Here is a 25658-nt window from a genome sequence, read left to right as displayed (position 1 = left end):
GAACGCCCGGCGGACGCACCGGCGTCCGTCGGGACGGGCGCTTCCGACGGCCGTCCCGACGGACGCCGGCGCGGGTCGTTCCGACGGACGCCGGTGCGGATCGTTCCGACGGACGCCGGTGCGGATCGTTCCGACGGACGTCCCCGAGGGCCGCCCCCGGAGTCCGCACCCGGCGGCGGGGGCGGAGTGGCGGGTCGGGTCACTCAGGTCACCAGGTGGAGGCGGGTGTCGGCCACGGAGAGGCGGACGGTCTGGCCCCAGGTCAGGTCGAGGGCGTCGGACTCGACGCCGTCGCCGAAGGCGACGAGGCGGTCGGACTCGACGGTCAGCCGCAGCCCCTGGCCGGGACCGAGGAGCCCCTCGACCCGGCTCGTGCCGGTCGTGGGGGAGGGCCAGGCCTCGCGGACGAACCACGCGAGGCGCGGCTCCGCCGGCGCGGGCAGCGCCAGCGCGCTGGAGCGCTGCTGCCAGAGCGAGCGGAGCCAGCCGGTGGCGCCGGTGCCGGTGCCGGCCAGCACCCCGGAGGACGCCTGGGCCTCGGGCCCCCGGTCGCCGCCCTCCGCGTCCAGGGTGTAGCGGGCGGTCTGGTGCCCCGGCGGGCCCACGTAGATCTCGTTGAGGGCGAGCAGCCGCTGGCCGTCGTCCGTGGTCGCCGCGACCATGGTCAGCTCCTCGGCCCCGGCCCCCGGCCCGGCCGCGTGCGGCAGCAGCCGGCGGGCGTCGGCCGGCCGGTGCCGGACGAGCACGCCGGGGTTGCGCCCGGGGTCGGCGTCGATGCCGACGACCGGCTGGCCGGAGAGGTACTTGGCGGTGTTGGCGACCAGCCCGTCCTGGCCGACCACCACCACGACGTCCTCCGGCCCGAAGAGGAACCTGTCCAGATCGGCGCGCTCCACCCGGGTCTGCCGCCAGGCCAGCGGCACGGCCCCGGCGACGGCCGCGAGCGCCCGCAGCGCACGGTCGTGCCGTTCGCGGACCTCGTCGGCCGAGCGCCCGCGGGCCGCCAGGAAGAACGCGGCCTGCCCGTGCGTCCCGTGCCGGGCGATCAGCTCCTCGTACTCCGTCCTGCGGTGCACGAGGACCGCCCGCGGGGCGAGGCTCACGCGCCTTCCCCGCCGCTGCCGCCGAGCTTCGCGAGGAGGCCGGTGAGGACGTCGGGGGAGAGGGTGAGGTGCTCGATCCGGGGCAGCTGCTCGGCGGCCCGGGTGAGCGCCAGGGCGTGCAGGACGGCGGGCTCGGCCGCCGCGTGCGCCTGGAGCCAGGCCGTCTGCGCGGCGGCCCGGGCCTCGCCGACCTCGCGCGCCGCCTCCGCCTCGGCCCGGGCCAGGCGCACCTTCCGCACGGCCTCGGCCTCGGCCCGCACCGCGTCGGCGGCGGCGGACTCCTCCGCCTCGCGCCGCGCGTTGGTACCGCGCTGCTCGACGAGCCGTTCCTCCTGGCGGGCCAGCTCGATCTTGCTGGCCAGCTCGTTCTCCGCGATCGTCCGCTCCCGCTCGACCGCGACCGCGCGGCGCTCGTAGGTGGCCCGGTCGGCCTCCTGCTGGATCTGCTCCCGGGCCGGGGTGCGCAGGGCGCGCTCGACCTCGGGCTCGGGGCGGAGCGCGACCACGCGGACGGCGACCACCTCGATGCCGGTCGCCGGCAGCCGCGGTTCCGCGGCGAGCCCGTCCGTGATCCGTTCCCGCACCGCCGCCACGCCGTCCACCAGCGCCCGGGCGAGCGTGGTGCGCGCGAGGACGTCGAGGGCGTGCTGCTGGGCGGTCTCGGTCAGCAGCGTCGCGATCTGCTCCAGCGGGGTCCCTCGCCAGACGCCGGTGTCGGGGTCGATGGAGAAGTCGAGCCGCGCGGCGGCCGTCGCGGGGTCCCCGATCCGGTACGTGACGGTGGACTGCACGCTCACGTCCTGGAAGTCGGCGGTGCGCGCGTGGAAGGCCATCGCCAGCTCCCGGTCGTCCACCGGCACTTCGGACAGCGCGGCGCTCCGCGGCCGGAACCAGAAGCTGAGCCCGGCCCCGTCGTGGGCGAGCCGCCCGCCCCGCTGGTGGCGGATGTGGGCGGTGGGCGCGGAACGCAGATGGCGCCAGCCTGCGCGCCGGGTGATGTCGGCCATGAGAGAACCCCCTTGTCGTCACCATGACGATAGGGCCGGAGGCCGTTTGTCGTCAAGGTGACGCGAAGGGGGTCGTGGGGCGCGGCCGGACCGGTGGGGCGGGAGGGACGGCCGGGGTGGAGGGGCGGGAAGGGTGGCCGGGCGGAGGAGCAGTCGGACGGAGGAGGGGCGGCCGGGCGGAGGAGATGCCTCCGCCCCGCTCAGCGGGCCGGCTCCGCCTCCCGTACGGGGGCGAGGACCTCCCCCAGCGCCTCGGCCAGACTCGGCGCCGTGGGCACCGCGGGTACCGTCGGCACCGCGGAAGGTTCCGGTGCGAAGGTGCCGGAGGGGCCGGGGGTACCGGGGATCCCGGGCGTGCCGGGCGACCCGAACGGCGGCCTCGCGGTGGCGGCGGCCGGCCCGGACCCGGCCGTGGAGCCGCTGACGGGCCCGCTCGCGGGCTCGGACTCCGGCTTCGGGGGCGTCGGGTCGCCCGCGGTGAGGAGGACGACGCCCCGGGCCGCGACCAGGGCCGCCGCGGCGGCGGCCGACCAGCCCCAGGCGCCCGCGCGGAACGTCTCGCCGAGCAGGGCCACGCCGATGACGGCGGCGGCCGCCGGGTTCGACAGGTTCACGACCGCCAGCGGGGCGGCGAGCCCGCCCCGGTAGGCGGTCTGGGAGAGGAGCAGGCCGCCCAGGGCGAAGGCCGAGATCAGCACCGCGAGCAGGACGGTCTGCCACCAGGACGGCCGCCCGCCCGGGAGGCCGAGGGCCAGCGCGGCGGTGAGGGTCTGGGTCAGGGCCGAGCCGACGCCCGAGGCGATGCCGGAGGCGGTGGCGTGCCCGAGGCCGTGGGCCCGTACGCCGCCCTCCTCGCCCCCGGCCCGGCGGCCGGCGCCGGGCAGCCGGCCGCCGGCCAGGACCGCGATCAGCAGCGCCGTCGCCCCGGCGACCGCCAGGGCCTCGGCCATGCTCAGCGACTCGCCGGGCGCGGCGGGCCCGGTGACCGCGACGAGCCCGACCAGTCCCGCCAGGGTCCACAGCGCCCCGCGCCACTCGGTGCGGGTCACCCGCCGGCGGGCCGTGCGGGCGCCCAGCGGCAGCGCCGCCACGAGGGTCAGCGCGCCCAGCGGCTGCACCAGCGTCAGGGGCCCGTAGTGCAGGGCGGCGACGTGGGCGAGGGCTCCGGCGGCGTTGAGGCCGACGGCCCACCACCACTGGCCGCGCGCGAGCAGGGCCCGCAGCGCCCCGCGCCCCGAGGGGGCGGAAGGGGCGGCGGCGAGCCGGGCCTGGGCGACGGCGGCGAGCGCGTACCCGGCGGCGGAGACGAGTGAGAGGAGCACCGCGAGCAGGGTGCCCGCCGCGCCGCTCATCGCCGCACCTCCGAAGGGGCGGACGCGGACCCGGCGGACGCGGGCCCGCCGCCGGCCCGCTGCCGGGGCACGGCGGGCGGCGCGTCCGACGGCGCGGGCGGCGCGACCGGTCGTACCGGCGCGACCGGTCGTACCGGCGCGACCGGACGTACCGGCGTCGGTACGACGAGCAGGGCGAAGCCCAGCAGGACCGCGGCCGCGAGCGCGTCCGTCCAGTAGTGGTTGGCGGTGCCGACGACCACGAACAGGGTCAGCGCCGGATGCAGCAGCCACCACCACCGCAGAGGCGAGCGGGTCGCGGCGATCAGCCCGATCGCGACCATCAGCGCCCAGCCGAAGTGCAGCGACGGCATCGCGGCGAACTGGTTCGCCATCGAGTCCGCCTCCGGGACGGCCCCGTACACGGACGGGCCGTAGACCCGCGCGGTGTCCACCAGGCCCGCGGAGGCGAGCATCCGGGGTGGCGCGAGCGGCACCAGGATGTGCAGCGCCAGCGCCGCGCCGGTCAGCAGCGCCAGGACGCGCCGCGACCACACGTAGTGCGCGGGGCGGCGCCAGTACAGCCAGGCGAGGAAGGCGATCGTGGCCGGGAAGTGCACGGCCGCGTAGTAGGTGTTCGCGACCCGGACCAGCGGCTCGCCGTGCAGCAGGAGCTGCTGGACCGCGCCCTCGCCGGGGAAGTGGAGGGCGCGCTCGGCGTCCCACACGAGGTCGGCGTTGCGGAAGGCGGCGGTCTCGTGGCCGTTCGCGAGGAGCCGGCCGAACTTGTAGACGAGGAAGAGCCCGGTGACGAGCAGCAGCTCGCGCGGGAGCGGTGGCCGGCCGCCCTCGGTGCGGGCGGCCGGACGTATCCCGTCCGTCCCGCCTGTCGGGGTAGCCATGGCGCGGCACTTCCCATCCGTCAATCGGTCAAATCTGCAACAAACGGAGGAACTCTAGATCCGATTTCATCGAGACGCAAGCGTCTCGATACGTTTGCGTCTCGATTGTGCGCCCCCTACTCTCGTATGTGCAGAGAAGGGCGCCCTCGTCCCCCGCGGAGGGCCCCGAGGTTTCCGGGAGGAACCGATGTCCACGCAGGCCGCCACCGCCGCCGCCCGCCGCAGCAAGATCACGCCGGAGCGCGAGGCGGAGCTGTACGAGGCCGTGCTCCGCCTCCTGCGCGAAGGCGGCTACGACGCGGTGACCATGGAGGGCGTCGCGGCCCGCACCAAGTGCGGCAAGGCGACCCTCTACCGGCAGTGGGGCACCAAGCCGCGGCTCGTCACCGCCGCCCTCGCCGCCCGCCGCTGCGCGATCTTCACCGGCATCGACACCGGCAGCCTCGCCGGCGACCTCCACGAGGCCGCCCGCATCGCCTCGGCCCGCCGCGAGCACGACACCGAACTCATGGAGGCCGTCGCCCAGGCGTACCTCCACCACCCCGACCTGCGCGGCTGCATCCGCGAGACCGTCATCGCCCCCGAGGTCGCCGCCCTCGACGCCGTCGTCCAGCGCGCCGTCGACCGGGGCGAGGTCGCCGCCGACAACCCGGCCATCGCCTTCGTCGCCCCCAGCTTCATGGGCCTGCTCCGCATCGAGCGGCTGCTGGAGGACCGCTTCCCCGACGCATCCGCCGCCCGCGCGTTCGTCGACGCCGTCCTGCTGCCCGTCCTGCGCGTCGACGGGTGACGCGCGCCGGGGGCGCGCACCCTGGAACCATGCCCGCCCCCGCCGTCCGCGTCCGCCGCGTCTACGACCCGCCCGCCCCCGACGACGGCGTCCGCGTCCTCGTCGACCACCTCTGGCCGCGCGGCCTCGCCAAGGCGGACGCCCGCATCGACGCGTGGCCCAAGGAACTCACCCCGTCCACGGAACTCCGCCGCTGGTACCACGGCCCGGGCGAAGGCGACCACGAGGAGTTCCGCCGCCGCTACGAGGCCGAACTCGCGGCCCCCGAAGCCGCCGCCGCCCTCGACCGCCTCCGCGCCCTCGCGAAGACCGCCACCCTCACCCTCCTCACCGCCACCAAGCACCCCGAGACCAGCCACGCCGCGGTCCTGGAGGAAGAACTCACCGCCTAGCCCGCACCACCGGCCTTTCTCAGCCGACCCCCGCCAGCCGAGGCCCTCCGCCAGCCGAGGCCCTCCGTCAGCCGAGGTTCCCCGTCAGCCGGGGGGCCTCGGCTGCGGCGTCCGGGGGAGCGGCCCCGCGCTCCACCCGGCCGGCCAGCTCCCCCGCCCAGGCCACGAGCCCGGGAACGTCCAGGCCGTACGTCTCGCCGCCCCCGTCCGCGTACCCTCCGGCCCGGCCGGCCCCGCGCCGCAGCAGCCGCGCCCCGCCCGTCGCGTTCCCCCGCGCGGCGTGCGTCAGCCCCACGGCCAGCTGCGCCAGCCCCTGCCACAGCTCCCGCTCGCCGTCCGGCCCCGACTTCCACGCGTCCTCGAAGACCTCGTGCGCGTGGAACGGCATCCCGGCGTCCAGCAGCCGCTGCGCCTCCCGCACCGTCTCCCCGGGCGTCCGCACCACCCCCTCGGGCTGGCGCGCCACGCCCGCCGCCCCGTACGGCAGCGGCCGCCCGAGCCCGTCCCGCGGCCGCGCGCTGCGCGCCCGCCCCTCCGCGTCGCGGTCCCGGCCGCGCCCGTTCCCTCCGGATGCCTCGCTCACCCCGCCATTCTCCGCCCCCGCGCACGCGTGTGTGATCTCCCCCCGCGGAGTGAGGTAATGTTCTCCTGCACGCCGACGCGGGGAAACCCCGCCGCCGACGCGCACCGGGACGTGGCGCAGCTTGGTAGCGCACTTGACTGGGGGTCAAGGGGTCGCAGGTTCAAATCCTGTCGTCCCGACTCGAGAGAGTCGTAGACCGAGGGGCCGTTTCAGAGGAATCTGGAACGGCCCCTCGGTCGTTCCGGAGGACCGGTCGGGAACCAGTGGGGTACCAACCCGCCTCGACCGGGCGGCGGGCGACCGCGACGGCGCTCGGCAGGGGCCGGGTGCGCGGGGCGCGGTGAGGTGTGCCGGCGGCCGTGTTCCGTGGACGCTCGTACCCGAGCCGGGCGACGAGGTCGTCCCGGACGGGGCCCGGCTGCGCGGCCGCCCGTTCCGTCCTCCCGCGGCCGAGGCCCCCGGCCTCGGTTCCGGTGCGTGGGTGGGGTCAGGGCTTCGGGACGGTGTCGACGTGGTCGGTGCCGGTGTTGCGGAAGCCGTCCACCGTCTTCTGGACCTCCGCCGGGGAGACGGCCTCGCCGGCCTTGTGGTAGACCCAGTCGACCTTCATGTCCCAGGTGCGCGGGCCGCCGGTGAAGGGGAGGTCGATGAACCAGTTGCTGAAGTGGACGTCCATCCGCTCGCGCGGGACGTACTTGCCGGAGCTGGTGAACAGCTTCTTGCCGTCCAGGGAGTACGTGACCTTTCCGTCCATGGCGGTGATCACCATGGTGTGCCAGCCGCCGAGGCGCCGTTCGAGGCTGCGGTGGACCCGGTCCGGCGGGTCGGCCCTGTGCCAGCTGACGGTGTCGAGCTGCGGACCCACCGAGCCCCAGCCGCCGTTCGGCAGGTACTCGAAGTCGAGTTCGCTGTAGTTCTCCGAGGAGTCCGAGGGGGAGATCGGGAAGAAGGTCTGGACGACGTGGTCGCCGTCGCGCCCGCTCGTGGGCTCGTCGCTGAGGTGGACCCGGGCGGCGAAGGTCCCGGTGAGGAAGTTGCGGCTCGTGGTCTGGATCTCGACCTGCGCGGTGCCCTGCTTCGTGCCGTCGGTGGTGGAGCGCAGACGGAGGACCCTCCCGCCCTCGGCCGTCGGGTCGGAGGGGAAGGAGACGCCGTCGGCGCTCCAGCTGTCCCTGATCCCCGGGCCGCCCCCGCCGGTGCGGATCTCCCAGCCGCGCGCGGCGAGGGAGGGGTCGTCGGCGCCGGTGTAGTCGAAGTCGTCGAACAGGGTTCCCGGCGGACCGGCGGGCGTCGGCGAGGCCTCCCGCGCGGGCCCGGCGGCGTCGGCGCCCCCGCCGGTGCCCCCGTCGGCTGCGGGGCCGGCGGAGCACGCGGCGAGCGCGCACAGGAGGGCGGGCAGCGTGAGAGCCGTCCACGCGCGGCGACGAGAGGTGCGGCGGGGCTGGCTCACGCGGGCTCCTTGGGTGCGTAGGGCGCAGGGCTTGGGGCGCAGGGTGTGGGAGGGGAGGGCGGGTGGGTGCGCTCCTCGCCGGGTGCGCGCGCCGGTTGCCTGAGGGCGGCGTCATCCTAGCGAAGGGTTCCGGCCATCATGCCGCGTGTGTTCGAACCGGCCGTTCTCGGGGCGGGGTGCGCCCGTCGACATACCGATCCGGTTACGACATTCGATCGGATCATGTCAAAACCGGATATCGCACACCAATCGCTCGGGGTCGCTCGTTAGGGTTCGCTCTACGCTTCAGCCGTTTACGTCCCTGCACAAAAAGGCCACACGAGATGCGCCAAGCCTCCCCACCCTTCGGGCGCAACCCGGTGTACCCGACGCAGTCGGCTCGACCCGACGTGTCTGAAACCAGCCCCCAGGAGCCCGTTCCGGTACCGGTGTTCGTCGACCAGTCGGGTCTGCGCAGCCGCCTGTTCCGGCGCTTCGGCTGGCCGGTCTCCGTGGTCGGCGCGTTCCTGGCGGCCGCCATGGGCAGCAGCCTGGTCGGCATGCAGTCGCAGGCGCCGGCGATGGAGGTCCCGCCGGGGCCCGCGTACCTGCCCACCAGCGGGCCCCTGCCCCCCTTCTGGCCCTAGAGGACGCGGCCCCCGCCGCACCCCACCCGAAGCGTCCGGCCCGCACGCCGGACGCCCCGACCCTCCCCGGCACACGCGACCGCCGTGTCGCCCGGAGCAGCGCCCGCGGGCCGGCCGAGCGCGCCTGATCGTCCGCACCACCCATCTCCAGGAGCGCCCTTGTCCCGCCACCAGCGTCGCCGGCAGTCCCTGCTGAGACCACGCCGACTGGCCGCGCCGCCGCTGCGCTTCGTCATGCCGCTGTCCCTGCTGGCCTGCCTGCTCGTGCTCCTCGTCCTGCGCGGCCTCGCCACCAACGAGGCGTTCCACGACACCCGGATCGCGACCTCGGTCGACAAGACGACCGTGCCGGAGAACCTGCTCAAGGGCGGCCCGGTCATCGACGCGCGCGGTGACAGGAACGAGCACCCGGTGAGCTACCGGATCCCCGACCGCACCGTGGTCCTGAGCTTCGACGACGGGCCCTCGCCGGAGTGGACCCCGAAGATCCTGGACGTGCTCGCGGCCCGCGACGTCCACGCGGTGTTCTTCGTGACCGGCGCGATGACCACCCGCCATCCCGAGCTGATCCGGCAGATCGTCGCGGGCGGCCACGAGATCGGCGTGCACACCTTCACCCACCCCGATCTCGTGTACCAGTCCGAAGCCCGGATCAGCTGGGAGCTGGCGCAGACGCAGCTGGCGCTGGCCGGCGTCGCGGGCGTCCACAGCGCGCTGTTCCGGCCGCCGTACTCCTCCGACGCCTCGGCGCTCGACGACTGGAACTACCCGGTGATCAAGTACGTGGGCTCCCGCGGCTACCTCACCGCGTTCATCGACCGCGACACCGACGACTGGAAGCGGCCCGGCGTCGACGCGATCGTCGAGGCGGCGATGCCGCGCAAGCCCGGCGCGGGCGAGCTGGTCCTGCTGCACGACGCGGGCGGCGACCGCGCCGAGACCCTCGCCGCGCTGGAACGGATCATCGACAGGCTGCAGGGCGAGGGCTACCGCTTCGCCACCGTCTCCGAGGCGCTCGGCGCCACCGACGCCACCGTGCCGGTGCACGGCTACCAGCTGTGGGCGGGCAAGGTGTTCATCTGGGCCAGCCAGGCCGCCGTGCTCACCCTGCCGGTCCTGGTCACGCTGCTGGCCGTCGTCGGCTTCCTCAACTTCGGCCGGTTCGCGCTGATGCTCGTCCTCGCCCCGCTCCACGCCCGCCGCTCCCGGCGGCGGGACGCGTGGGGACCGCCCGTCACCGAACCGGTCACCGTCCTCGTCCCGGCCTACAACGAACGCGAGTGCATCGCGAACACCCTCGCGTCGCTGGCCGCCAGCGACTACCCGATCGAGGTCATCGTCGTCGACGACGGCTCCACGGACGGCACGGCGGACATCGTCGAGGCGATGGCCCTGCCGTTCGTCCGGCTGATCCGCCAGGCCAACGGCGGCAAGTCCAGCGCGCTCAACACCGGCATCGCGGCCGCGTCGTACGACATCGTCGTGATGATGGACGGCGACACCGTCTTCGAGCCGTCCACCGTGCGCGAGCTGGTCCAGCCCTTCGGCGACGCGACGATCGGCGCGGTCGCGGGCAACGCCAAGGTCGGCAACCGCGACAGCCTGATCGGCGCCTGGCAGCACATCGAGTACGTCCTCGGCCACAACCTGGACCGCCGGATGTACGACATGCTCAACGTCATCCCGACCATCCCCGGCGCGGTCGGCGCCTTCCGCAAGGAGGCCCTGCGGCGGGTCGGCGGGATGAGCGACGACACCCTCGCCGAGGACACCGACATCACCATGGCGGTGCTCTGCGACGGCTGGCGGATCGTCTACGCCGAGCGCGCCCGCGCCTGGACCGAGGCCCCCGCCAGCATCCAGCAGCTCTGGTCCCAGCGGTACCGCTGGAGCTACGGCAGCATGCAGGCGATGTGGAAGCACCGCCGCGCCGTGACCTCCCGCGGCCCGGCCGGACGCTTCGGCCGGCTCGGCCTGCCGCTCGTCGTCATGTTCGGCGTGGTCGCTCCGCTGCTCGCGCCGCTGGTCGACATGTTCCTGCTGTACGGCGTGCTCTTCGCGGACGCCCCGATCACCCTCGCCAGCTGGGGCGGCTTCATCCTGCTCCAGGCCGCGCTGTCGTGGTACGCCTTCCGGCTCGACGGCGAGAAGCCCCTGCACCTCATCAGCCTGCCGATCCAGCAGGTGGTCTACCGGCAGCTGATGTACATCGTCCTGCTGCAGTCCGTGATCACGGCGCTGACCGGTGGCCGGCTGCGCTGGCAGAAGCTCCGGCGCACCGGCGAGGTCGCCGCACCGGTGGAGGCCTGACCATGACCGCGTCCTTCGAATCCGTGGGCTCCCAGGAGACCCTCCGGCTGCGCGTCCCCGCCGCCCTGCGGCGGGAACCGGCACGGGAGCCGGAGCCGGCACCGGACCCCACGGCACCGTCCCGGGCCAAGGGCGGCCGGGACCGCTACTTCGACCTGCTGCGCGCCCTGGCACTGGTCCGCGTGGTGATCTACCACAACTTCGGCTGGTTCTGGCTGCCCGTCGTCTTCCCGTCGATGGGCGTGATGTTCGCGCTGGCCGGACTGCTGATGGCCCGTTCCCTCGGCCGGCCCGCCCTCGGCGTCATCCGCGGCCGCCTGCGCCGCCTGCTGCCCCCGCTGTGGCTGTTCGGCGCGATCGTGGTCACCGCCCAGATCCTCGACGGCGACGGACCCGACGCCGAGGGGCACCCCGCGTGGTGGTGGGGCAAGCTGATGTTCTGGATCCTGCCGCTGGGCACCCCGCCGTACGCCGAGGCCCTGAACGGCTTCGACCACCTGGTGGGCCAGGGCTGGGCCGTGCAGATCATCGTCCCCCTCTGGTACCTCCGCGCGTACCTCTGGTTCGTCCTGCTGTCGCCGCTGATGCTGTGGGCGCTGCGGCGGATGCCGGTGGTGACGCTGTGCGCGCCGCTCGCCCTGGTGACCGTCATGCACACGTTCTTCCTCGACCAGGAGTTCCTCTACGGCCGGGTCTGGGAGAACACCAGCGACTTCGCCACCTTCGGCTCCTGCTGGATCCTCGGCATGGCCCACCAGGAGGGCCTGCTCAGGAAGATCCCGCAGTACGTCGTGCCGTCCGTCGCGCCGCTGGTCATGGTGGCCGGCTGGTGGTACCTCCAGACCCGGCCGGTCGACCCGACCGTGCACACCGACATCGAGAGCTGGCCGGTGGCCCAGGCCCTGTGGTCCTTCGGCTTCGTCGCCCTCCTGCTCCACGTCAGCCCCTCCTGGGAGCGGTGGCCCCGGCCGCTGGAACGCTGGAACGGCCTGATCAGCCTGCTCAACGCACGCGCCGTCAGCGTCTACCTCTGGCACCAGACCGCGCTGGTGGCCGCCATCCCCCTGATCGACCCCCTCTGGTCCGTCGGCTTCGTCTACGAGCACTTCCGGTGGCTGCTGGCCAGCCAGTGGTTCCCGCTGCTGGTGGCGGTCCCGCTGATCGGACTGCTGGTGCTGACCTTCGGCTGGATCGAGGACGTCGCCGCGAAGCGCCCCGTGCGGCTCTTCCCGTACCCCCGCCGCGTGCGGGGCAGACGCCGGGCCGGCGTCTGACGCGCGGGCCGGTCCGGAAGCGTCCGGACCGGCCCGCGGCCGTCGTCCCGGCGGGCGGCGGTTCAACCGTGCGCGGCCGGTCCCAGGGCGGCGTTCCAGAAGGCGGCGTAACGGCCGCCGAGGCGCAGCAGCTCGTCGTGGGTGCCCTGCTCCACGATCCGGCCGCCGTCGAGGAAGACGACGCGGTCAGCACGCCGGACGGTGCGCATCCGGTGCGCGACGGTCACCACCGTACGGCCCGCCATCAGACGCTCGACGCCTTCGTGGACGGCCGCCTCGTTCACCGGGTCCAGCGCGGAGGTCACCTCGTCCAGCAGGACGACGGGCGCGTCCCTGAGGAGGGCCCGGGCGATCGAGACGCGCTGGCGTTCGCCGCCCGACAGGAGCGCGCCGCCCTCGCCGACCGGGGCCGACCATCCGCCGGGCAGCCGCGCGACGACCTCGTCGAGGCGGGCCGCCGTCGCCGCCGCCCGCACCTCGGAGGGGTCGGCGTCGGGCCGGCCGAGGCGGACGTTCTCCTCGATCGTGCCGTCGAAGAGGCGGACGTCCTGGAAGACGACGGCGCACCGCTCCCTCAGCGCGTCCGAGCCGATCGCCCGGACGTCCACCCCGCCCACGCGCACCGCCCCGGCGTCCACGTCGTGGAACCGCGCGATCAGCTGGAGCAGGGTGCTCTTGCCGGAGCCCGACGGGCCGACCACCGCGAGCCGCCGGCCCTGCGGCACGGACAGCGAGAGGCCGTCGAGCACGGTGCGGTCACCGCGGCGGAAGGTGACCGACGCGAACTCCAGGTCGTGGCGGACCGGGGAGACCGGTACGGCCGGTTCGGGTAGCGGCTCGGCGCGCAGCACCGCGTCGAGGCGGTCCAGTTCGTGGCGCGCCTCGCGGAGCCGGCCGCCGAGCTCCGACAGGGAGAGGAGGGGGTCGGCGCAGCGGGCGGCCAGCACCAGGACGGCCAGGAGCTCCGCCGCGCCGATGGTGCCGCCGAGCGCGAGGTGGGCGCCCAGGGCGAGCACGGCGGTGAACGCGGCCTGGACCACGAGGGTCAGACCGACCACGCCCGGCAGCGCCGACAGCGCGGTGCGCCGGGAGGCGCGCCGGACCTCCCGCAGCGCGTCGTCCAGCAGGCGGAAGCGCTCGGCGGTCCGGCCGCCGGCCCGCAGCACCGGCTGGGCCTGGAGGTACTCGACGACCCGTCCGGCGGCCTCGTGGTCGCGCGCGTGCCGCTCCGCGTCGGCGGCGGCCGTCGAGCGTCCGGTGCGCGTCCGGATCACCGCCACGAACGGGACGGCCGCCGCCGCGGCGAGGCCCAGCCGCCAGTCGGCGGCCAGCATGACGCCGACGATCGCCAGCGGGGTCACGGTGGCGGAGACGAACGGCGCCAGCAGGTGCGCGATCACGCTCATCGCCCGCAGGACGCCCCGGCCGGCCAGGACGGACACCTCGCCGACGCGGTTCCCCTCGTACCAGCCGAGGGGGAGGCGGGCCAACTGGCCGCCGAGGCGGTGGTAGGTGCCGCGCAGCAGCGTGGACCCGACCCGGAAGCCGGACAGGTCGGCGGCGTAGCGGAGCGCCGAGTGGACCGCGACGGCGGCCCCGAAGGCGATCAGCCAGGGCCGGGCGTCCTCGGGCGCGCCGCCGAACAGGGCGCGCAGCAGGGGGAGCAGCAGCGCGTAGGAGAGTCCCTCGGCGAGGGCGGCCGCCGTCATCAGGGCCACGGTGCGGCGCACCGGCCGGGCGTGCTCGTGCCCCAGCACCCGGAGCAGCGTGCGGATCATCGGACCTCGTCTCCTCGCGGTACGTCGTCGGGGGCGCCGGCCCGGTCGGCGGAGGGCCGCCGGGCCGACCAGAAGGCGGCGAACCTGCCGTTCCCGGCCAGCAGTCCTGCGGGATCGCCGCGCTCGACGACCACCCCTTCGTCCAGCATCACGACGGTGTCGGCGCCGGCGACGGTCTCCGGGCGGTGGGCGATCACCAGGACCGTCCGGGTGCCCTCCCGCGCGGCCAGGGCGCGGCGGACCGCCTGTTCGGTCTGCGGGTCGGCGAAGGCGGTCGCCTCGTCGAGGACGAGGACGGGCGTGTCGGCGAGCAGGGCGCGGGCGAGGGCGATCCGCTGCGCCTCGCCGCCCGACAGGCCGGCGTCCTCGCCGATCACCGACGCGTAGCCGCGGGGGAGTGCGAGGATCCGTTCGTGGACGTGCGCCAGCCGGGCGGCGCGGACCACGTCGTCGAAGCCGGCGTGCGGCACCGCCAGGGCGATGTTGTCCGCGACGGACGCGCGCAGCAGCCGGACGTCCTGGAAGACGAAGGAGATCCTCCGGTACAGCTCCCGGGCGTCGAGCTCGCGCAGGTCGATGCCGCCGAGGGTGACCGAACCCGCGGTCGGGTCGAAGAACCGCGGCAACAGCCGCACCAGCGTGGACTTTCCGCTTCCCGACGGACCGACGAGGGCCGTGACCGTCCCCGGTTCGAGCACGAGGTCGATCCCGCGCAGCACCTCGCGGTCCGCGTCGTAGCCGAAGCGGACGCCCCGCAGCTCCACCCGGTTCCCGTCGGGCGCGGCCGGGTGCGCCGGCTCCGGCAGGGGGCGCACCTCCAGCACGTCCCGGATCCGGCCGACCGCGCGCCGCGCGGCCCGCAGGTCGTCGAAGCCGTGGCCGAGGGCCGCCACCGGAGCGGTCAGGCCCATGCCGAGCAGCAGGAAGGGCAGCAGGTCGGCCGCCGCCATGCGGCCGGTGGTGAGGAGCACCGTGCCGCCGGTCAGCACGGCGAGCAGGACGAACGGCGGCGACAGCGCGACCTGCATCGCCGCGGCGGGTCCGGCGAGCCCGCGGACCATCCGGAGGAAGGCGCCGACGAAGTCGTCCACGGCGGTGAGGAAACGCCGGTGGACGCGCTCGCTCCCGCCGAACGCCTTGACCACCGCGATGCCCTGGACGAACTCGACGACCGCGCTCGCGATCCGGCCCATGCCCGCGTCGAACTCCTCCTGCTCCCGCTGCCGGGCAGGCGTCGTCATCAGGGGGACCAGTGCCGTCGCCAGCAGCACCGGGACCAGGGTGACGAGGGTGAGCCGCCAGTCGACGGCGAACAGGTAGACCAGCGAGGCCAGCGGCACCACGAAGGCGGAGACCAGCTCGCCGGGCGTGTGGGCGATGAACGGGTGCACGGCGCTGACGTCCTCCCCGACCACCTTCGTCAGCTCACCGGTCCGGCGCCGCGAGAACCAGCCGAGGGGCACGCGCCCCAGGCGCGCGGCCAGCAGCCGGCGGAGCGTCAACTGCACCCGGCCGTCCAGCACGTGGCCGAGACCGGACGACGCGGCGGTGAACAGCAGCCGGACGGACAGGCCGGCCGCGCCCACGGCCACGGCGGTCCATACCCGGCCGTGATCGGCCGGGCCGAGCGACAGCAGGACGCGGCCGAGTTCGACGACCGCGAGCAGCGGCAGCAGGCCCGCGAGGGCGCCGATCACCTGGAGGATCACCACGACGGCGAAGCCCGCGTAGTACGGGCGCAGCGGCCCGGCCGTGCCCGGTCCCGCAGGGGAGCCGTCGCCGGGCGGGAGCGCGGAGGACTCCCGTGCCGGGGCGGTTTCGGTGGTGGTCATGGCCCTCCTCGACGACGAAGTCCCTTGCGGGCTCGGCCCGTTAAGTTTCCGAACATGTTCCGAAAGTAGCACGGGGAAGGTCCCGGGGGCACGGGAGCCGCGGCCGCACCCGTTTCGCCGCCGGGGAGGGCGCGGGGCATGATGGGACGATGTCCCGAGCGCCCGCCCCGCACGGCCGCACCGGCCGACCGCCCCTGACCTCCCGCGCGCAGATCCTGGTGGCCGCCCGCGCGCTCATCGACCGGGACGGCTGGGAGAAACTGACGATCCGCCGCCTCGCCGCCGAACTGGGCGTCGGGGCGACGACCCTCTACCACCACATCCGCAGCAAGGACGAACTGCTGCTCCTGCTGGTCGACCACCACATCCGGCAGGCCGGACGGCCCCGCCTCCCCGACGACCCGCGCGAGCGCGTCGTCACGGCCGCCCTCGCGATGCGCGACGCCCTCCGGGCCTGGCCGTGGGCCGCCGAGGTGCTGTCGGCCGACGGCTTCGTCGGCCTCCTCGACGAACCCGCGATGTGGATGGTCGAGGCCATCGTGGCCGGAGCCCGCGACCACGGATGCACCCACGAGCAGAGCGTCGACCTCTTCCGCAGCGTCTGGTACCTCACCGTCGGCGAAGTCCTCGTGCGCGCCCGCTCCGCCCGCCGGCAGGACGAGGGACTGCCCTTCGCCCAGCGCGACGACCTGGACCCGGCGCAGGTGCCCCACCTGGCCGACATCGGCGTCGACTGGGCCCCGCTGGCCGCGCGCGACATCTACCCCCGGACGCTCGCCACCCTCGTCGACGCGCTCCTCGCCCGCGCTCCGGAGGAGGACGCGCGAGCGCTGTGACGCGGCTCACGGGAACCCGGGGCCGGGCCGGGCCAGTACCCGGCATGAACGTCTCCTCCTCGAAGCCCTCGTCCACCATCCCGGGCGCGCCCCTCCCCTCCGGCGACCGCCCCCGGACGTCGACCCGCCGGTCCGTGCTGCGCGGACTCGCCGCCACGACGGCGGCCGGCACCGCCGCCGCCTGCCTCCCGGCCGGGCCCGCCCACGCCGCGCCCGCCGGAGGGCGGCCGCGCGCCGCCTCCGGGACGCACGCCCTGACCCTCGTCCACCTGGGCCGCGACGGCGCGCCCACCACCGCCTACCGCACCCTGCTGACCGCGCTGTCCGGCCCCGACGCCGGCGGTGGCCGGGAGGTGAAGGACTCGCCCGCCACCGTCACCGTCCGGGTGCCCGCCGGGCGCTACCTGCTCGACTCCACGATCTCCACCGGACCGGCGGGGGACGGGAGCCGGGGGAACGACTGGCTCGTCCGGCCCCGGCTGGACGTCGACCGCGACCTGACGCTGGTGCTCGACGCCCGGGCCGCGCGCCCGGTGGACATCCGGCCGCCGGTCGCGGACGCCCGCTTCGAGCAGGGCGGGGCGTTCGCCGAGGTGACGTACGAGGGGGTCACCGGGTTCGCGAACCTGATGGTGATGTCGCCGGACCTGCGCGTGGCGCACCTGGGCCCTGCTGCCGAACGCGGTGCCGTGCGCACCTGGGTGGACACGTACTGGCGCCGGCCGGGCGGCGTCTGCGCCCTCGGCTACGCCTTCCGGGGCGAGCGGGCGCTGACCGGTCTGGTCCGGCATCCGGCCCCCGGCGACCTGGCCACGCTGGTGGTGCGCGCGGGCGTGCCCGCCTCCGGCGAGGGCGCGGCCCGCGTCGACCTCTCGCCGTCGGCGGGCCCTTCCCCGGCGCTGTCGCTCCCGGTGCCGCCGGGGGGCACCGGGACCTTCCTCTTCACGGCCGAGCGCGGCCCCTGGGACCTCGTGTACGGCGCGCCGGCCGAGCCGGAGGGGCCCTTCCGGGGCTACTTCGTCCTCGGGCGCGCGTTCACGCCCGGCTCCACCACCGTGCACACCTTCGACGCCCCGGTCTTCGGCCCGGCCCTGGACTCCTCGCCCGGAGCCCGGTCCGTCGCCCGGCGCACCGGCGACACCCTGGAGCTGAGCGTGCCGCTGCTCGCCGACGGCGACGGCCACGCGCCGTCCGCGCCGCTGTTCACCGCGTCGACCGTCACCCTGCACCGCGACGGGGCGCCGTTCGCCGTCCGCCGGGGCGAGCAGCCGGGGCACGCCTCGTTCACCCTGCCGCCGGGGCGGGCCTCGTACCGCCTGACGGCGAGCGCGACGCGGCCGCGCGGCAGCGTCACGGCGGCCTGGACGTTCACCTCCGCCGCGACGGCCACCCCCACCGAACTCCCGCTCAGCGCCGTACGGTTCACCCCCGACCTCGCCCTCGACGGCACCGCCCCGCCGCACACCGCCACCCGGGTGGGGGTGGCGGTGCGGGGAGCGGCGCTCGCGGCCGGGGTGCGCTCGCTCGCCGTGTCCGTGTCGACCGACGGGGGCGCGACCTGGACGCCGGCGCCGGTGACCGGCGGACGGATCGCGGTGACGACCCCCGCGCCCGGCGGGACGGTGTCCTTCCGGGCGCGGCTGACGGACGCCGACGGCAACACCCTCACCCAGACCCAGCTCGACGCGTACGTCACGCGCGCCGCCGCCGGGGCACCCGGAGCCCCGGCGCAGTAGGCTCGGACGGCCCGCGCGGCCGTCCCCGGACCCGCACCCCGCACAGCTCAGGAGCCCTCGTGCAGCACTACGACGTCGAGACGCTGGCGGTGGGGCGGTGGCGCAACGGCGGCGGCGCCACGCGGGAGATCGCCTCCCGGCCGTCGGGCGCCGGGGAGTTCGAGTGGCGGGCGAGCGTGGCCGACATCGAACGGGACGGGCCGTTCTCGGCGTTCCCCGGCGTCGACCGGACGTTCACCGTCCTGTCGGGCGACGGGGTGCGGCTGACGGCCCCCGGGGCCCTCGACCGGACGGTCGGCGCGGAGGAGCCCCTCGCCTTCCCCGGCGAGCTGGAGCCGGCCGCCGCGCTGCGGGGCGGCGCCTGCCGGGTGCTCAACCTCATGGTGCGGCGCGGCCGTTGGACGGTCCGGGTGGAGCGGGTCACCGGCCCCGTCGTGCCGCCGCGCGGCCACGCCGGGGTGCTCCACGTGCTGCGCGGCCGGTGGCGGGCCGGCGACGGGGGGCCCGTCCCGGCCGCCGGGCAGGGCGTGTGGTGGGACGCGGGCGACGGGGCGCCGGGCCGGGGGCCGGTCCCCCTCTCTCCCGGCGCCGTCGCCCTGTGGGCGGACCTCGCGCCGTCGGGCCCGGACCGCCCGGCCCGGGGCGGTCAGGCCGGGTCCTCCTCGATGGTCAGCTCGACGCGCTCCGCGTAGGCGCGGACCTCGGTGTCGGGGTCGGCGTCCCACGGGAGGTCGGCGACGACGTACGCCGAGCGGCCGGAGGAGTCGGCGAGGGTGCCCAGGCGGGAGCCGCGCGGGAGTCCGACCATGACGGACGCGCAGCGGGCGGGGGCGTCCGGGGCGGTGGCCTCGACGGTGGGCCAGACGGCGTCGTCGGCGATCCAGGCGACCGGCTCGCCCTCGTAGCGGACGTCCGTGAGGCGGCCGGGACGGTGCTCGACGAAGCGCTGGACGGCCCGCCGGGTGGGCGTCGGGTAGTCGGGACGCACGCCGAGGGCGAGGTCGACGATGGCCGGTTCGATCGGCTTGCCGGTGGCGAGGTGCCACATCATGGTGATGGCGTCGCCGGGGAGGCGGGCCGCTATCTCCATGAGGACCGGCTGACCGTCGCGCAGCCGGAACTCGGCGTGGGTGATGCCGCTGTCGAAGCGGAGGGTCTTGAGGATCGCGGCGTTGGCCGCGACCAGCGCGTCCGTGTGGGCGAGCGGGAGGTCGGCCGGGCTGGTGTGGCCGATCTCGGTGAAGAAGCGGCTGCTGTCCTCGTTGGTGAGCTTGGCGGTGACGCCGCTCCAGAGCAGCTCGCCGTTGTGGACGAGGGCCTCGACGGAGAACTCGGGGCCCTCGACCAGCTCCTCGACCAGGATCGTCTCGTCCGGTCCGTAGGCGGTGAGCGCGGCCCGCAGCTCCTCGTCGTTCTCGACGCGGACGACGCCCGAGCTGAACATCCGGCCGGCCGGCTTGACGACGCAGGGGTACGTGTCGGAGGCGGCGGCGTCCCGCTGGTGCGGGGCGAAGGCCCGCCAGGCGGGGCCGTGGTCGCGGAGCAGGACCCGCTGCATGACCTTGTCCCGGCAGACCCGGGCCGCCCAGGTGCCCGGGCCCGGCAGGCCGAGGGCCTCGGAGAGCACGCCGCAGGGGTCGACGAAGACCTCGCCGCTGCAGATCACGCCGCGGACGTCGTAGTCGGCGACCCAGTCCTGCACCGAGGCCAGCACGCCGGCGATCACGGCGTCGGGGAACTGCCGGACGGCCTCGATGCGGGACAGCGGGTGGGCCGGGTCCGCGATGTGACCGGTCAGCTTGGGCAGGTCGGTGGTGGGGCCGACGACGACGAGCGGAGCCAGGCCGCGCTCCGCGATGTCGGTGATCAGGCGGTGCTGGCGGGCGAGGGCCGCCAGGTCGCTCATGACGATCACGGCGGGCGGGCGTTCGCTCTGACGGTTCAACGGAGCTCCTCCGGTGGGATGCACCACGGGTGCCGGGTGCGAGGAACGGTCACTGGATGATCTAGCTTGCCCGCCCGTGGTGTCCACGGCCCGGCCTTACGTCAATCGGAGTGCGTCACAACGGAATTGGCCGGAACCGGATGCCCGCCCTCCCGCTACTGGCGGTAGGTGGAGAGGAAGCGGCCGATGCGGTTGATCGCGGTCTCCAGGTCGTCGGCGCGCGGCAGCGTGACGAAGCGGAAGTGGTCGGGGCGGGGCCAGTTGAAGCCGGTGCCCTGGACGAGGTGGATCTTCTCGCGCAGCAGCAGGTCGAGGACGAGCCGCTCGTCGTCGACGATCTTGTGCACGTCCGGGTCCAGCCTGGCGAAGGCGTACAGGGCGCCCTTCGGCTTGACGCAGCTCACGCCCGGGATCTCGTTGAGCGCCCGCCAGGCGACGTCGCGCTGCTCGGTGAGCCGGCCGTTCGGCAGGGTGAGGTCGTGGATCGACTGGCGGCCGCCGAGCGCGGCCTGGACGGCGTACTGCGCCGGCACGTTCGGGCACAGCCGCATGCCGGCCAGCATGGTCAGGCCCTCCAGGTAGTCCCCGGCCTGTTCCTTCGGGCCGGAGACGACCAGCCAGCCGCTGCGGAAACCGGCCACGCGGTAGGACTTGGAGAGGCCGTTGAAGGTGAGCGTGACCACGTCGTCGCTGAGCGCGGCCAGGCAGTGGTGCTCGGTGCCGTCGTAGAGGATCTTGTCGTAGATCTCGTCGGCCAGCACCATCAGGCCGTGCCGGCGGGCGAGTTCGAGGATGCCCTCCAGGAGCTCCTTCGAGTAGACCGCGCCCGTCGGGTTGTTGGGGTTGATGACGACGATGGCCTTGGTGCGGTCGGTGATCTTCGAGGCGATGTCGTCGAGGTCGGGGAACCAGTCCGCCTCCTCGTCGCACAGGTAGTGCACGGCCCGGCCGCCGGCGAACCGCACCACGGCCGTCCACAGCGGGTAGTCGGGCATCGGCACCAGGACCTCGTCGCCGTCGTCCACCAGCGCCTGCACGGCCATCTGGATCAGCTCGGAGGCGCCGTTGCCCAGGTAGACGTCGTCGACGGTCACGCCGCCGACGCCGCGCTGCTGGTAGTACTGCATCACCGCGCGCCGGGCCGGCAGGATGCCCCGGGCGTCGCTGTAGCCGTGCGCGTTGGGCAGGTTGCGGATGATGTCCTGGAGGATCTCCTCCGGCACCTCGAAGCCGAACGGCGCCGGGTTGCCGGTGTTCAGCCGCAGGACGCTGTGACCCGCCTCCTCCAGGGCGTTGGCCTGGTCGACGACCGGGCCACGGATCTCGTAGCACACGTCCTTCAACTTGCTGGACTGTCGAAAATTCATCTGCGGCCTCCCGACCGTGACCGTCATCCGCGCCGCCGTGGCTGCTTTGTTCTACCAAGTAGGCACTTGGAAAGTCCAACCCTTTGGTTATGCTGGCCCCATGCCACGCCGAAGCTACGACCAGTACTGCGCCGTCGCCCGAGCCCTGGACGCGGTGGGGGAGCGCTGGAGTCTGCTGATCGTCCGGGAGCTCCTGCACGGCCCGCGGCGGTACACCGACCTCCACGCCGACCTCCCCGGCGTCTCCACCGACATCCTCGCCAGCCGGCTCAAGCAGCTGGAGGGCGAGGAACTGGTCGAGCGCCGCCGCCTGGAACGGCCCGCCAACGCGACCGTGTACCAGCTCACCGGGCGCGGCGCGGAACTGCGCCCGGTCGTCGAGGCCCTGGCCGGCTGGGGCCTCGACGCGCTCGGCGAACCGCGCCCCACGGACGCCGTCCGCACCCACTGGTTCACCGAACGCGGCCCCTCCGGGGAGGCCGCGGCCCGCACCCCGGAGACGGCCGCGCTGCCGGGCGCGTGACCGGGGGGCGTCTCCGCGCCCGGGGCTCAGCCGCCGGTGGTCGCGGCCACCGCCTCGCCCAACAGGGAGATTCCCTCGGCCAGTTCGTCGTCGGTGGCGGTCAGCGGGGGCAGCAGCTTCACCACCTCGTCCTCCGAGCCCGAGGTCTCCACCAGGAGCCCCCGGGCGAAGGCCGCGTCGGCGACCCGCCGGGCGACCGGCGCGTCCCGGAACACCAGGCCCCACGCCAGGCCGCGCCCGCGACGGCCGGAGACGTGCGCCGCGTACCGCTCGGCGAGCTCGCCCAGCCGCTCGTCGAACAGCGCGGCCCGCACCTCGGTCTGCTTCTCCAGGGCGCTGTCCGCCCAGAACTCCCGCAGCGCCGCCGCCGCCGTCACGAAGGCCGGGTTGTTGCCCCGGAAGGTGCCGTTGTGCTCGCCCGGCTGCCAGACGTCCAGCTCGGTGCGGAAGAGCGTGAGGGCCATCGGAAGCCCGTATCCGCTCAGGGACTTGGACAGGCAGACGATGTCCGGGGTGATCCCCGCGGCCTCGAAGCTGAAGAACGGACCGGTGCGCCCGCAGCCCATCTGGACGTCGTCCACGACCAGCAGGATGCCCCGGCGGTCGCACAGCTCCGCGAGGTCGGCGAGCCACACCGGCCCCGCCGGGTTCACCCCGCCCTCCCCCTGCACCGTCTCCACGATCACCGCCGCGGGCAGGTCCAGCCCGCTGCTGCGGTCGGCGAGCATGCCGTCGAGCAGTTTCAGACCGGACACCTGCCCCCCGGCGAAGCCGTCGTACGGCAGGCGCCAGGTGTGCCCGAGCGGCACCCCGGCGCCCGCCCGCTTGGAGGCGTTCCCGGTGACCGCGAGGGAGCCCAGCGACATGCCGTGGAAGGCGCCCGTGAAGGCCACCACCGTCTGCCGCCCGGTCACCTTGCGGGCCAGTTTCAGCGCGGCCTCCACGCTGTTGGTGCCCGTCGGGCCGGGGAACTGCACCCGGTAGTCCAGCCGCCGGGGCGCGAGCACGCGCGCCCCGAACTCGGCCAGGAAGTCCTCCTTGGCCGCGGTCAGCATGTCCAGGCTGTGGGTCACGCCGTCCCGCTCCAGGTAGTCGAGCAGCGCCCGCTTCAGCACCGGGTGGTTGTGGCCGTAGTTGAGGGCGCCGGCGCCGGCGAAGAAGTCCAGGTGGGCGCGCCCGTCCCGGTCGGTCAGACGGCTGCCGCGGGCCCGGTCGAAGACCACCGGCCAGTTCCGGCTGTAGCTGCGGACCTCGGATTCGAGGGCTGAGGCGTTCATGAGGGGTCTCCTCGGAGATGGGGGGTGGAAAGGGAGCCGTACGGAAGGGGGCGGCGCGCGGGTACGGGCCCGGGGCCGGCGTTCACGCGCCGGACAGGGCCGGCCCGCCGAGCACCGCCAGGCCCGCGAGCACCACCAGCAGCAGGGCCCCGGCACACCGCAGGAGCGGCCCGCCGTGCCGTACCGCCGCGGCGGCGCCCAGCGCGTAACCGGTCAGCGCCGCGGCCGCCGGACCGAGCAGCAGCAGGGGTACGCCGCCGTCCCGCGCCCCCGCCCAGGCGAAGGCGCAGCAGGCCGCGCCGACGGCCGCGACCAGGGCCCGGGCCGGGCCCCGCCCGGCGGAGCGCCGCCCGGCGGGGTACAGCCGGGCCGCGATCCGGGCCGCCGTGCGCACGTTGGTGAGGACGTAGGAGGCGAGGACGACGGCCGTCGCCCCGGCGAGCGCCCAGCGCAGCGGCCCCGGAGCGGGACCGGGGGAGGCCCGGCCCTGGACCGCCGCGAGCCCCAGGTAGACCACGGCCACGGCCGCCGTCCCCAGGAGCACCCCCGCCGCGGTCCGCCCCGGCCCGGCGCCGGCCGCGGGGGCGCCGCCGGTGACGGCCTCCCAGCCGACGCCGGCGAAGAACAGCGCCGCGAGCGCCAGCCACAGCGCGCCCTGCGACGAGAGCCCCGACGGCGCCAGCGCCGTGCCGTGCCACGTCGCCGGGTCGCCCGGCCACGCCCACGCGGCGCACGCCAGGGCCAGGACGCCGGCAACCCAGGGGCGCCACCGGAGCACCGCCGCCGGGAGCGTCCACGGGCCGAGCGCCGCCGCCCCGGCCGCCACGAGCACGCCCAGGGCGAGCGGCAGGCCGTCCGGCCCCGCCCGGGGCGGGGCGCCGTCCGCCGCCGTCAGCAGCGCCGTCGCGGCGAACCAGGCGATCGCCGCCTGCCCCGCGGTGAAGGCGACCGCGAAGACGCCGTCCACCACCCGCTCCGCCCAGGTGCCCAGCAGGGCCCCGACGGCCCCCGCCAGGGAGGCCGGGCCGACCCGGGCGCGGACCAGCGCGGCCAGCACCAGGGCGACCGCGCCGCCCAGCAGGACGTGCGCCGTCCAGACGAGCAGCCCGTCCCCGCCCGCCAGCGCCACGACGACGGGCGGCATGACGAGCATCCCGGCGCCGAGGACGCCCCCGGCCACCGTGGCCGCGAGCGCCGGGACCGGCCGCCGCGCCGCCTCCGCCCCGGCCGCCTCCGGAGGCTCCCTCACGACAGGCGCTTGCGGAGGCTCTCCGCGATGACCTTGGCCCGGAGCGACAGCAGGCTGAAGGAACCGGCGTCGCCGATGCCGTGGCTGGACTCGCACAGGCCGTTGAGGAAGAGCGCAGGGGTGTCGGGCGCCACCGGCCGCACCTCGTAGTCCGGGCCCACGGACAGGTAGCCGTGCGCGTCGAACGCGAAGTCCCCGGCGATCCCGCCCATCAGCGCCGGGACGCGCTCCTGGTGGGCGGCGGGACCGAGGTCGCGGAAGCCGGTCGCCAGCACGACGAAGTCCGCCTCGTGCTCCTCCGACTCCCCGGTGTTCAGCTCGTCCACGGTCATCCGCACACCGGTCTCGTCCACGGCGAGCGCGCGGACCTGGCGGCTGCCGCTGACGAAGACCCGCTGCTCGCCGTCGAGCCGCTGCTCGTAGATGAGCCGGTACAGCTCGCGCAGCACGTCCCCGTCGGCCGACGAGTAGTTCGTCAGCCGCATGTACCGGTCGATGGCGTCCTTCCGCTCGCGCGAGGCGCCGTAGTAGTAGTCCGTGAAGCCGGGGAAGTACCCCTCCTCGCTGAACGGGCTGGTGTCCTTCTCACGGAGCGTCAGCGACCGCACCAGCGTGGTCACTTCGGCCCGGGGGTAGCGCCGGGCGAGGTCGAGGGTGAGCTCGACGGCGCTCTGGCTGCCGCCGACGACCGTCACCCTGCGCGGCGCCCCGTCCCGCTCCTCCAGCTCCCGCAGGGCCGGCAGGTAGCGCGTCAGGTGGAAGACGCGGGGGGAGTCCACGGCGTCGAAGGGCTCCGGGACGAACGGCGCCCGCCCGGTGCCGATGACCAGGGCCCGGGCCCGGAGCGTCTCGCCGGCCGAGGTGGAGACGGTGTAGTACGGCCGGCCCTCGGCGTCCCGGTCCAGGGCGACGCCGGTGACGCCCGTCCCGTAGTCGACCAGCCGCTCGAAGTGGCCGGCGGCCCAGGTGACGTACTGCGCGTACTCCTTGCGCAGCGGGAACTCCACCGGGAGGTTCAGGTGGTCGAGCAGCCTCCCCTGCTCGAAGAGGTAGTTGATGAAGCTGTAGCGGCTGCGCGGATTGCGCAGGGACACCAGGTCGCGCACGGGGTGGTTCTGGATGTCCGAGCCGTCGAGCATCATCGCGCTCTGCCAGGACGGGCCCGGCCGGGCCTCCAGGAACCGTATGTCGAGGTCGTGGCCCTCTTCTTCCAGGGCGATCGCGAGAGCCAGGTTGGCCGGACCGAAGCCGATGCCGAGCACGTCGTGGCAGCGCGTCACTGTTCCCCCTTGATGGGATGCGGACAGAAGTGGTGGAGCGGCCGGCGGCGCCGAGGGCGGCCGCGGG

At 75.2% G+C, this 25658-nt stretch carries 21 protein-coding genes, 1 tRNA gene and 1 pseudogene; 10 read left to right on the top strand and 13 right to left on the bottom strand.

Annotated elements, in window-relative coordinates:
* Positions 1–203: 203 nt before the first annotated feature.
* The 4 genes from ACFW6A_RS06185 to ACFW6A_RS06170 all read right to left on the bottom strand — a co-directional run bounded on the left by ACFW6A_RS06185 (position 204) and on the right by ACFW6A_RS06170 (position 4343).
* On the bottom strand, positions 204–1103 hold the full coding sequence (locus ACFW6A_RS06185; RefSeq protein ID WP_386638994.1) for a hypothetical protein: 900 nt from the start codon (positions 1101–1103) through the stop codon (positions 204–206).
* Positions 1100–2110 carry an SPFH domain-containing protein gene (locus tag ACFW6A_RS06180; RefSeq protein ID WP_386638991.1) on the bottom strand — a complete coding sequence of 337 codons (1011 nt, stop codon included), beginning with the start codon at positions 2108–2110 and terminating at the stop codon, positions 1100–1102. Before ACFW6A_RS06180 ends, ACFW6A_RS06185 begins: the two co-directional genes overlap by 4 nt.
* A gap of 200 nt (positions 2111–2310) precedes the next feature.
* A complete protein-coding gene (locus ACFW6A_RS06175) occupies positions 2311–3462 on the bottom strand; it encodes a DMT family transporter (RefSeq protein ID WP_351849754.1) in 1152 nt (383 codons plus the stop codon).
* Positions 3459–4343 (bottom strand): phosphatase PAP2 family protein, encoded by an 885-nt coding sequence (locus ACFW6A_RS06170; protein WP_386638988.1) that lies wholly within the window; start codon positions 4341–4343, stop codon positions 3459–3461. The genes ACFW6A_RS06175 and ACFW6A_RS06170 overlap by 4 nt, the downstream gene beginning before the upstream one ends.
* 187 nt (positions 4344–4530) lie before the next feature.
* Here ACFW6A_RS06170 and ACFW6A_RS06165 point away from each other — a divergent pair, with 187 nt between their 5' ends.
* The gene (locus ACFW6A_RS06165) at positions 4531–5133 is read left to right on the top strand and encodes a TetR/AcrR family transcriptional regulator (RefSeq protein WP_351849750.1); all 603 of its coding nucleotides are present in this window, start codon (positions 4531–4533) and stop codon (positions 5131–5133) included.
* A gap of 29 nt (positions 5134–5162) precedes the next feature.
* The gene (locus tag ACFW6A_RS06160) at positions 5163–5525 is read left to right on the top strand and encodes a DUF488 domain-containing protein (protein WP_386638985.1); all 363 of its coding nucleotides are present in this window, start codon (positions 5163–5165) and stop codon (positions 5523–5525) included.
* Positions 5526–5592: 67 nt separating this feature from the next.
* On the opposite strand, the gene ACFW6A_RS06155 is transcribed toward ACFW6A_RS06160, so the two are convergent.
* Positions 5593–6108, bottom strand: a complete 516-nt coding sequence (locus tag ACFW6A_RS06155; RefSeq protein ID WP_386638982.1) for a DUF309 domain-containing protein — start codon at positions 6106–6108, stop codon at positions 5593–5595.
* 105 nt (positions 6109–6213) lie between these two features.
* On the opposite strand from ACFW6A_RS06155, the gene ACFW6A_RS06150 reads away from it, so the two are divergent.
* Positions 6214–6287, top strand: a tRNA-Pro gene (locus ACFW6A_RS06150).
* A 308-nt stretch (positions 6288–6595) separates the two neighbouring features.
* On the opposite strand, the gene ACFW6A_RS06145 is transcribed toward ACFW6A_RS06150, so the two are convergent.
* Positions 6596–7558: a glycoside hydrolase family 16 protein gene (locus tag ACFW6A_RS06145; RefSeq protein ID WP_351849745.1), complete on the bottom strand. Its 963-nt coding sequence runs from the start codon at positions 7556–7558 to the stop codon at positions 6596–6598.
* A 389-nt stretch (positions 7559–7947) separates the two neighbouring features.
* On the opposite strand from ACFW6A_RS06145, the gene ACFW6A_RS06140 reads away from it, so the two are divergent.
* The 3 genes from ACFW6A_RS06140 (at position 7948) to ACFW6A_RS06130 (ending at position 11768) form a co-directional block, all read left to right on the top strand.
* Positions 7948–8184 carry a hypothetical protein gene (locus ACFW6A_RS06140; protein WP_351849743.1) on the top strand — a complete coding sequence of 79 codons (237 nt, stop codon included), beginning with the start codon at positions 7948–7950 and terminating at the stop codon, positions 8182–8184.
* A gap of 234 nt (positions 8185–8418) precedes the next feature.
* Positions 8419–10494 (top strand): glycosyltransferase, encoded by a 2076-nt coding sequence (locus tag ACFW6A_RS06135; protein WP_351849771.1) that lies wholly within the window; start codon positions 8419–8421, stop codon positions 10492–10494.
* Between the two features lie 2 nt (positions 10495–10496).
* On the top strand, positions 10497–11768 hold the full coding sequence (locus ACFW6A_RS06130; RefSeq protein WP_351849741.1) for an acyltransferase family protein: 1272 nt from the start codon (positions 10497–10499) through the stop codon (positions 11766–11768).
* Between the two features lie 62 nt (positions 11769–11830).
* On the opposite strand, the gene ACFW6A_RS06125 is transcribed toward ACFW6A_RS06130, so the two are convergent.
* Entirely contained in the window at positions 11831–13546 is a 1716-nt protein-coding gene (locus ACFW6A_RS06125) for an ABC transporter ATP-binding protein (RefSeq protein WP_386638977.1), read from the bottom strand.
* Positions 13543–15378, bottom strand: coding sequence for an ABC transporter ATP-binding protein (locus ACFW6A_RS06120; RefSeq protein WP_386638974.1), 1836 nt, complete (start codon positions 15376–15378; stop codon positions 13543–13545). Before ACFW6A_RS06120 ends, ACFW6A_RS06125 begins: the two co-directional genes overlap by 4 nt.
* A 149-nt stretch (positions 15379–15527) precedes the next feature.
* On the opposite strand from ACFW6A_RS06120, the gene ACFW6A_RS06115 reads away from it, so the two are divergent.
* The 3 genes from ACFW6A_RS06115 to ACFW6A_RS06105 are packed head-to-tail and all read left to right on the top strand — an operon-like array spanning position 15528 to position 18642.
* Complete coding sequence (locus ACFW6A_RS06115) at positions 15528–16214, top strand: TetR/AcrR family transcriptional regulator (RefSeq protein ID WP_386478325.1); 687 nt, start codon at positions 15528–15530, stop codon at positions 16212–16214.
* A gap of 44 nt (positions 16215–16258) precedes the next feature.
* Positions 16259–17950, top strand: a complete 1692-nt coding sequence (locus ACFW6A_RS06110; protein ID WP_386638969.1) for a serine protease — start codon at positions 16259–16261, stop codon at positions 17948–17950.
* A gap of 59 nt (positions 17951–18009) precedes the next feature.
* On the top strand, positions 18010–18642 hold the full coding sequence (locus ACFW6A_RS06105) for a HutD family protein (protein ID WP_386638967.1): 633 nt from the start codon (positions 18010–18012) through the stop codon (positions 18640–18642).
* Here ACFW6A_RS06105 and ACFW6A_RS06100 read toward each other — a convergent pair.
* Together ACFW6A_RS06100 and ACFW6A_RS06095 are read right to left on the bottom strand one after the other, a co-directional pair.
* Positions 18597–19895 carry an ATP-grasp domain-containing protein gene (locus tag ACFW6A_RS06100; protein ID WP_351849731.1) on the bottom strand — a complete coding sequence of 433 codons (1299 nt, stop codon included), beginning with the start codon at positions 19893–19895 and terminating at the stop codon, positions 18597–18599. The two genes, ACFW6A_RS06105 and ACFW6A_RS06100, sit on opposite strands and share 46 nt — an antisense overlap.
* A gap of 155 nt (positions 19896–20050) precedes the next feature.
* On the bottom strand, positions 20051–21262 hold the full coding sequence (locus tag ACFW6A_RS06095; RefSeq protein WP_351849729.1) for a pyridoxal phosphate-dependent aminotransferase: 1212 nt from the start codon (positions 21260–21262) through the stop codon (positions 20051–20053).
* A 100-nt stretch (positions 21263–21362) separates the two neighbouring features.
* On the opposite strand from ACFW6A_RS06095, the pseudogene ACFW6A_RS06090 reads away from it, so the two are divergent.
* A pseudogene (locus ACFW6A_RS06090) lies at positions 21363–21716 on the top strand (winged helix-turn-helix transcriptional regulator); the annotation flags it as partial.
* A gap of 95 nt (positions 21717–21811) precedes the next feature.
* Here the strand turns inward: ACFW6A_RS06090 and ectB are convergent.
* The 3 genes from ectB to ACFW6A_RS06075 form a co-directional block, all read right to left on the bottom strand.
* Positions 21812–23062, bottom strand: coding sequence for a diaminobutyrate--2-oxoglutarate transaminase (gene ectB, locus ACFW6A_RS06085; RefSeq protein ID WP_351849726.1), 1251 nt, complete (start codon positions 23060–23062; stop codon positions 21812–21814).
* A gap of 82 nt (positions 23063–23144) precedes the next feature.
* Positions 23145–24311 carry an amino acid:polyamine antiporter gene (locus ACFW6A_RS06080; protein WP_386638963.1) on the bottom strand — a complete coding sequence of 389 codons (1167 nt, stop codon included), beginning with the start codon at positions 24309–24311 and terminating at the stop codon, positions 23145–23147.
* The gene (locus ACFW6A_RS06075) at positions 24308–25591 is read right to left on the bottom strand and encodes a SidA/IucD/PvdA family monooxygenase (RefSeq protein ID WP_351849723.1); all 1284 of its coding nucleotides are present in this window, start codon (positions 25589–25591) and stop codon (positions 24308–24310) included. The genes ACFW6A_RS06080 and ACFW6A_RS06075 overlap by 4 nt, the downstream gene beginning before the upstream one ends.
* Positions 25592–25658: the final 67 nt, after the last annotated feature.

The sequence above is a fragment of the Streptomyces sp. NPDC058758 genome, from assembly GCF_042746075.1.
Taxonomy (GTDB): Bacteria; Actinomycetota; Actinomycetes; order Streptomycetales; family Streptomycetaceae; genus Streptomyces.
The sequence above is the reverse complement of the archived record's forward strand: the minus strand, read 5'-3'. Positions and strand labels throughout refer to the sequence as shown.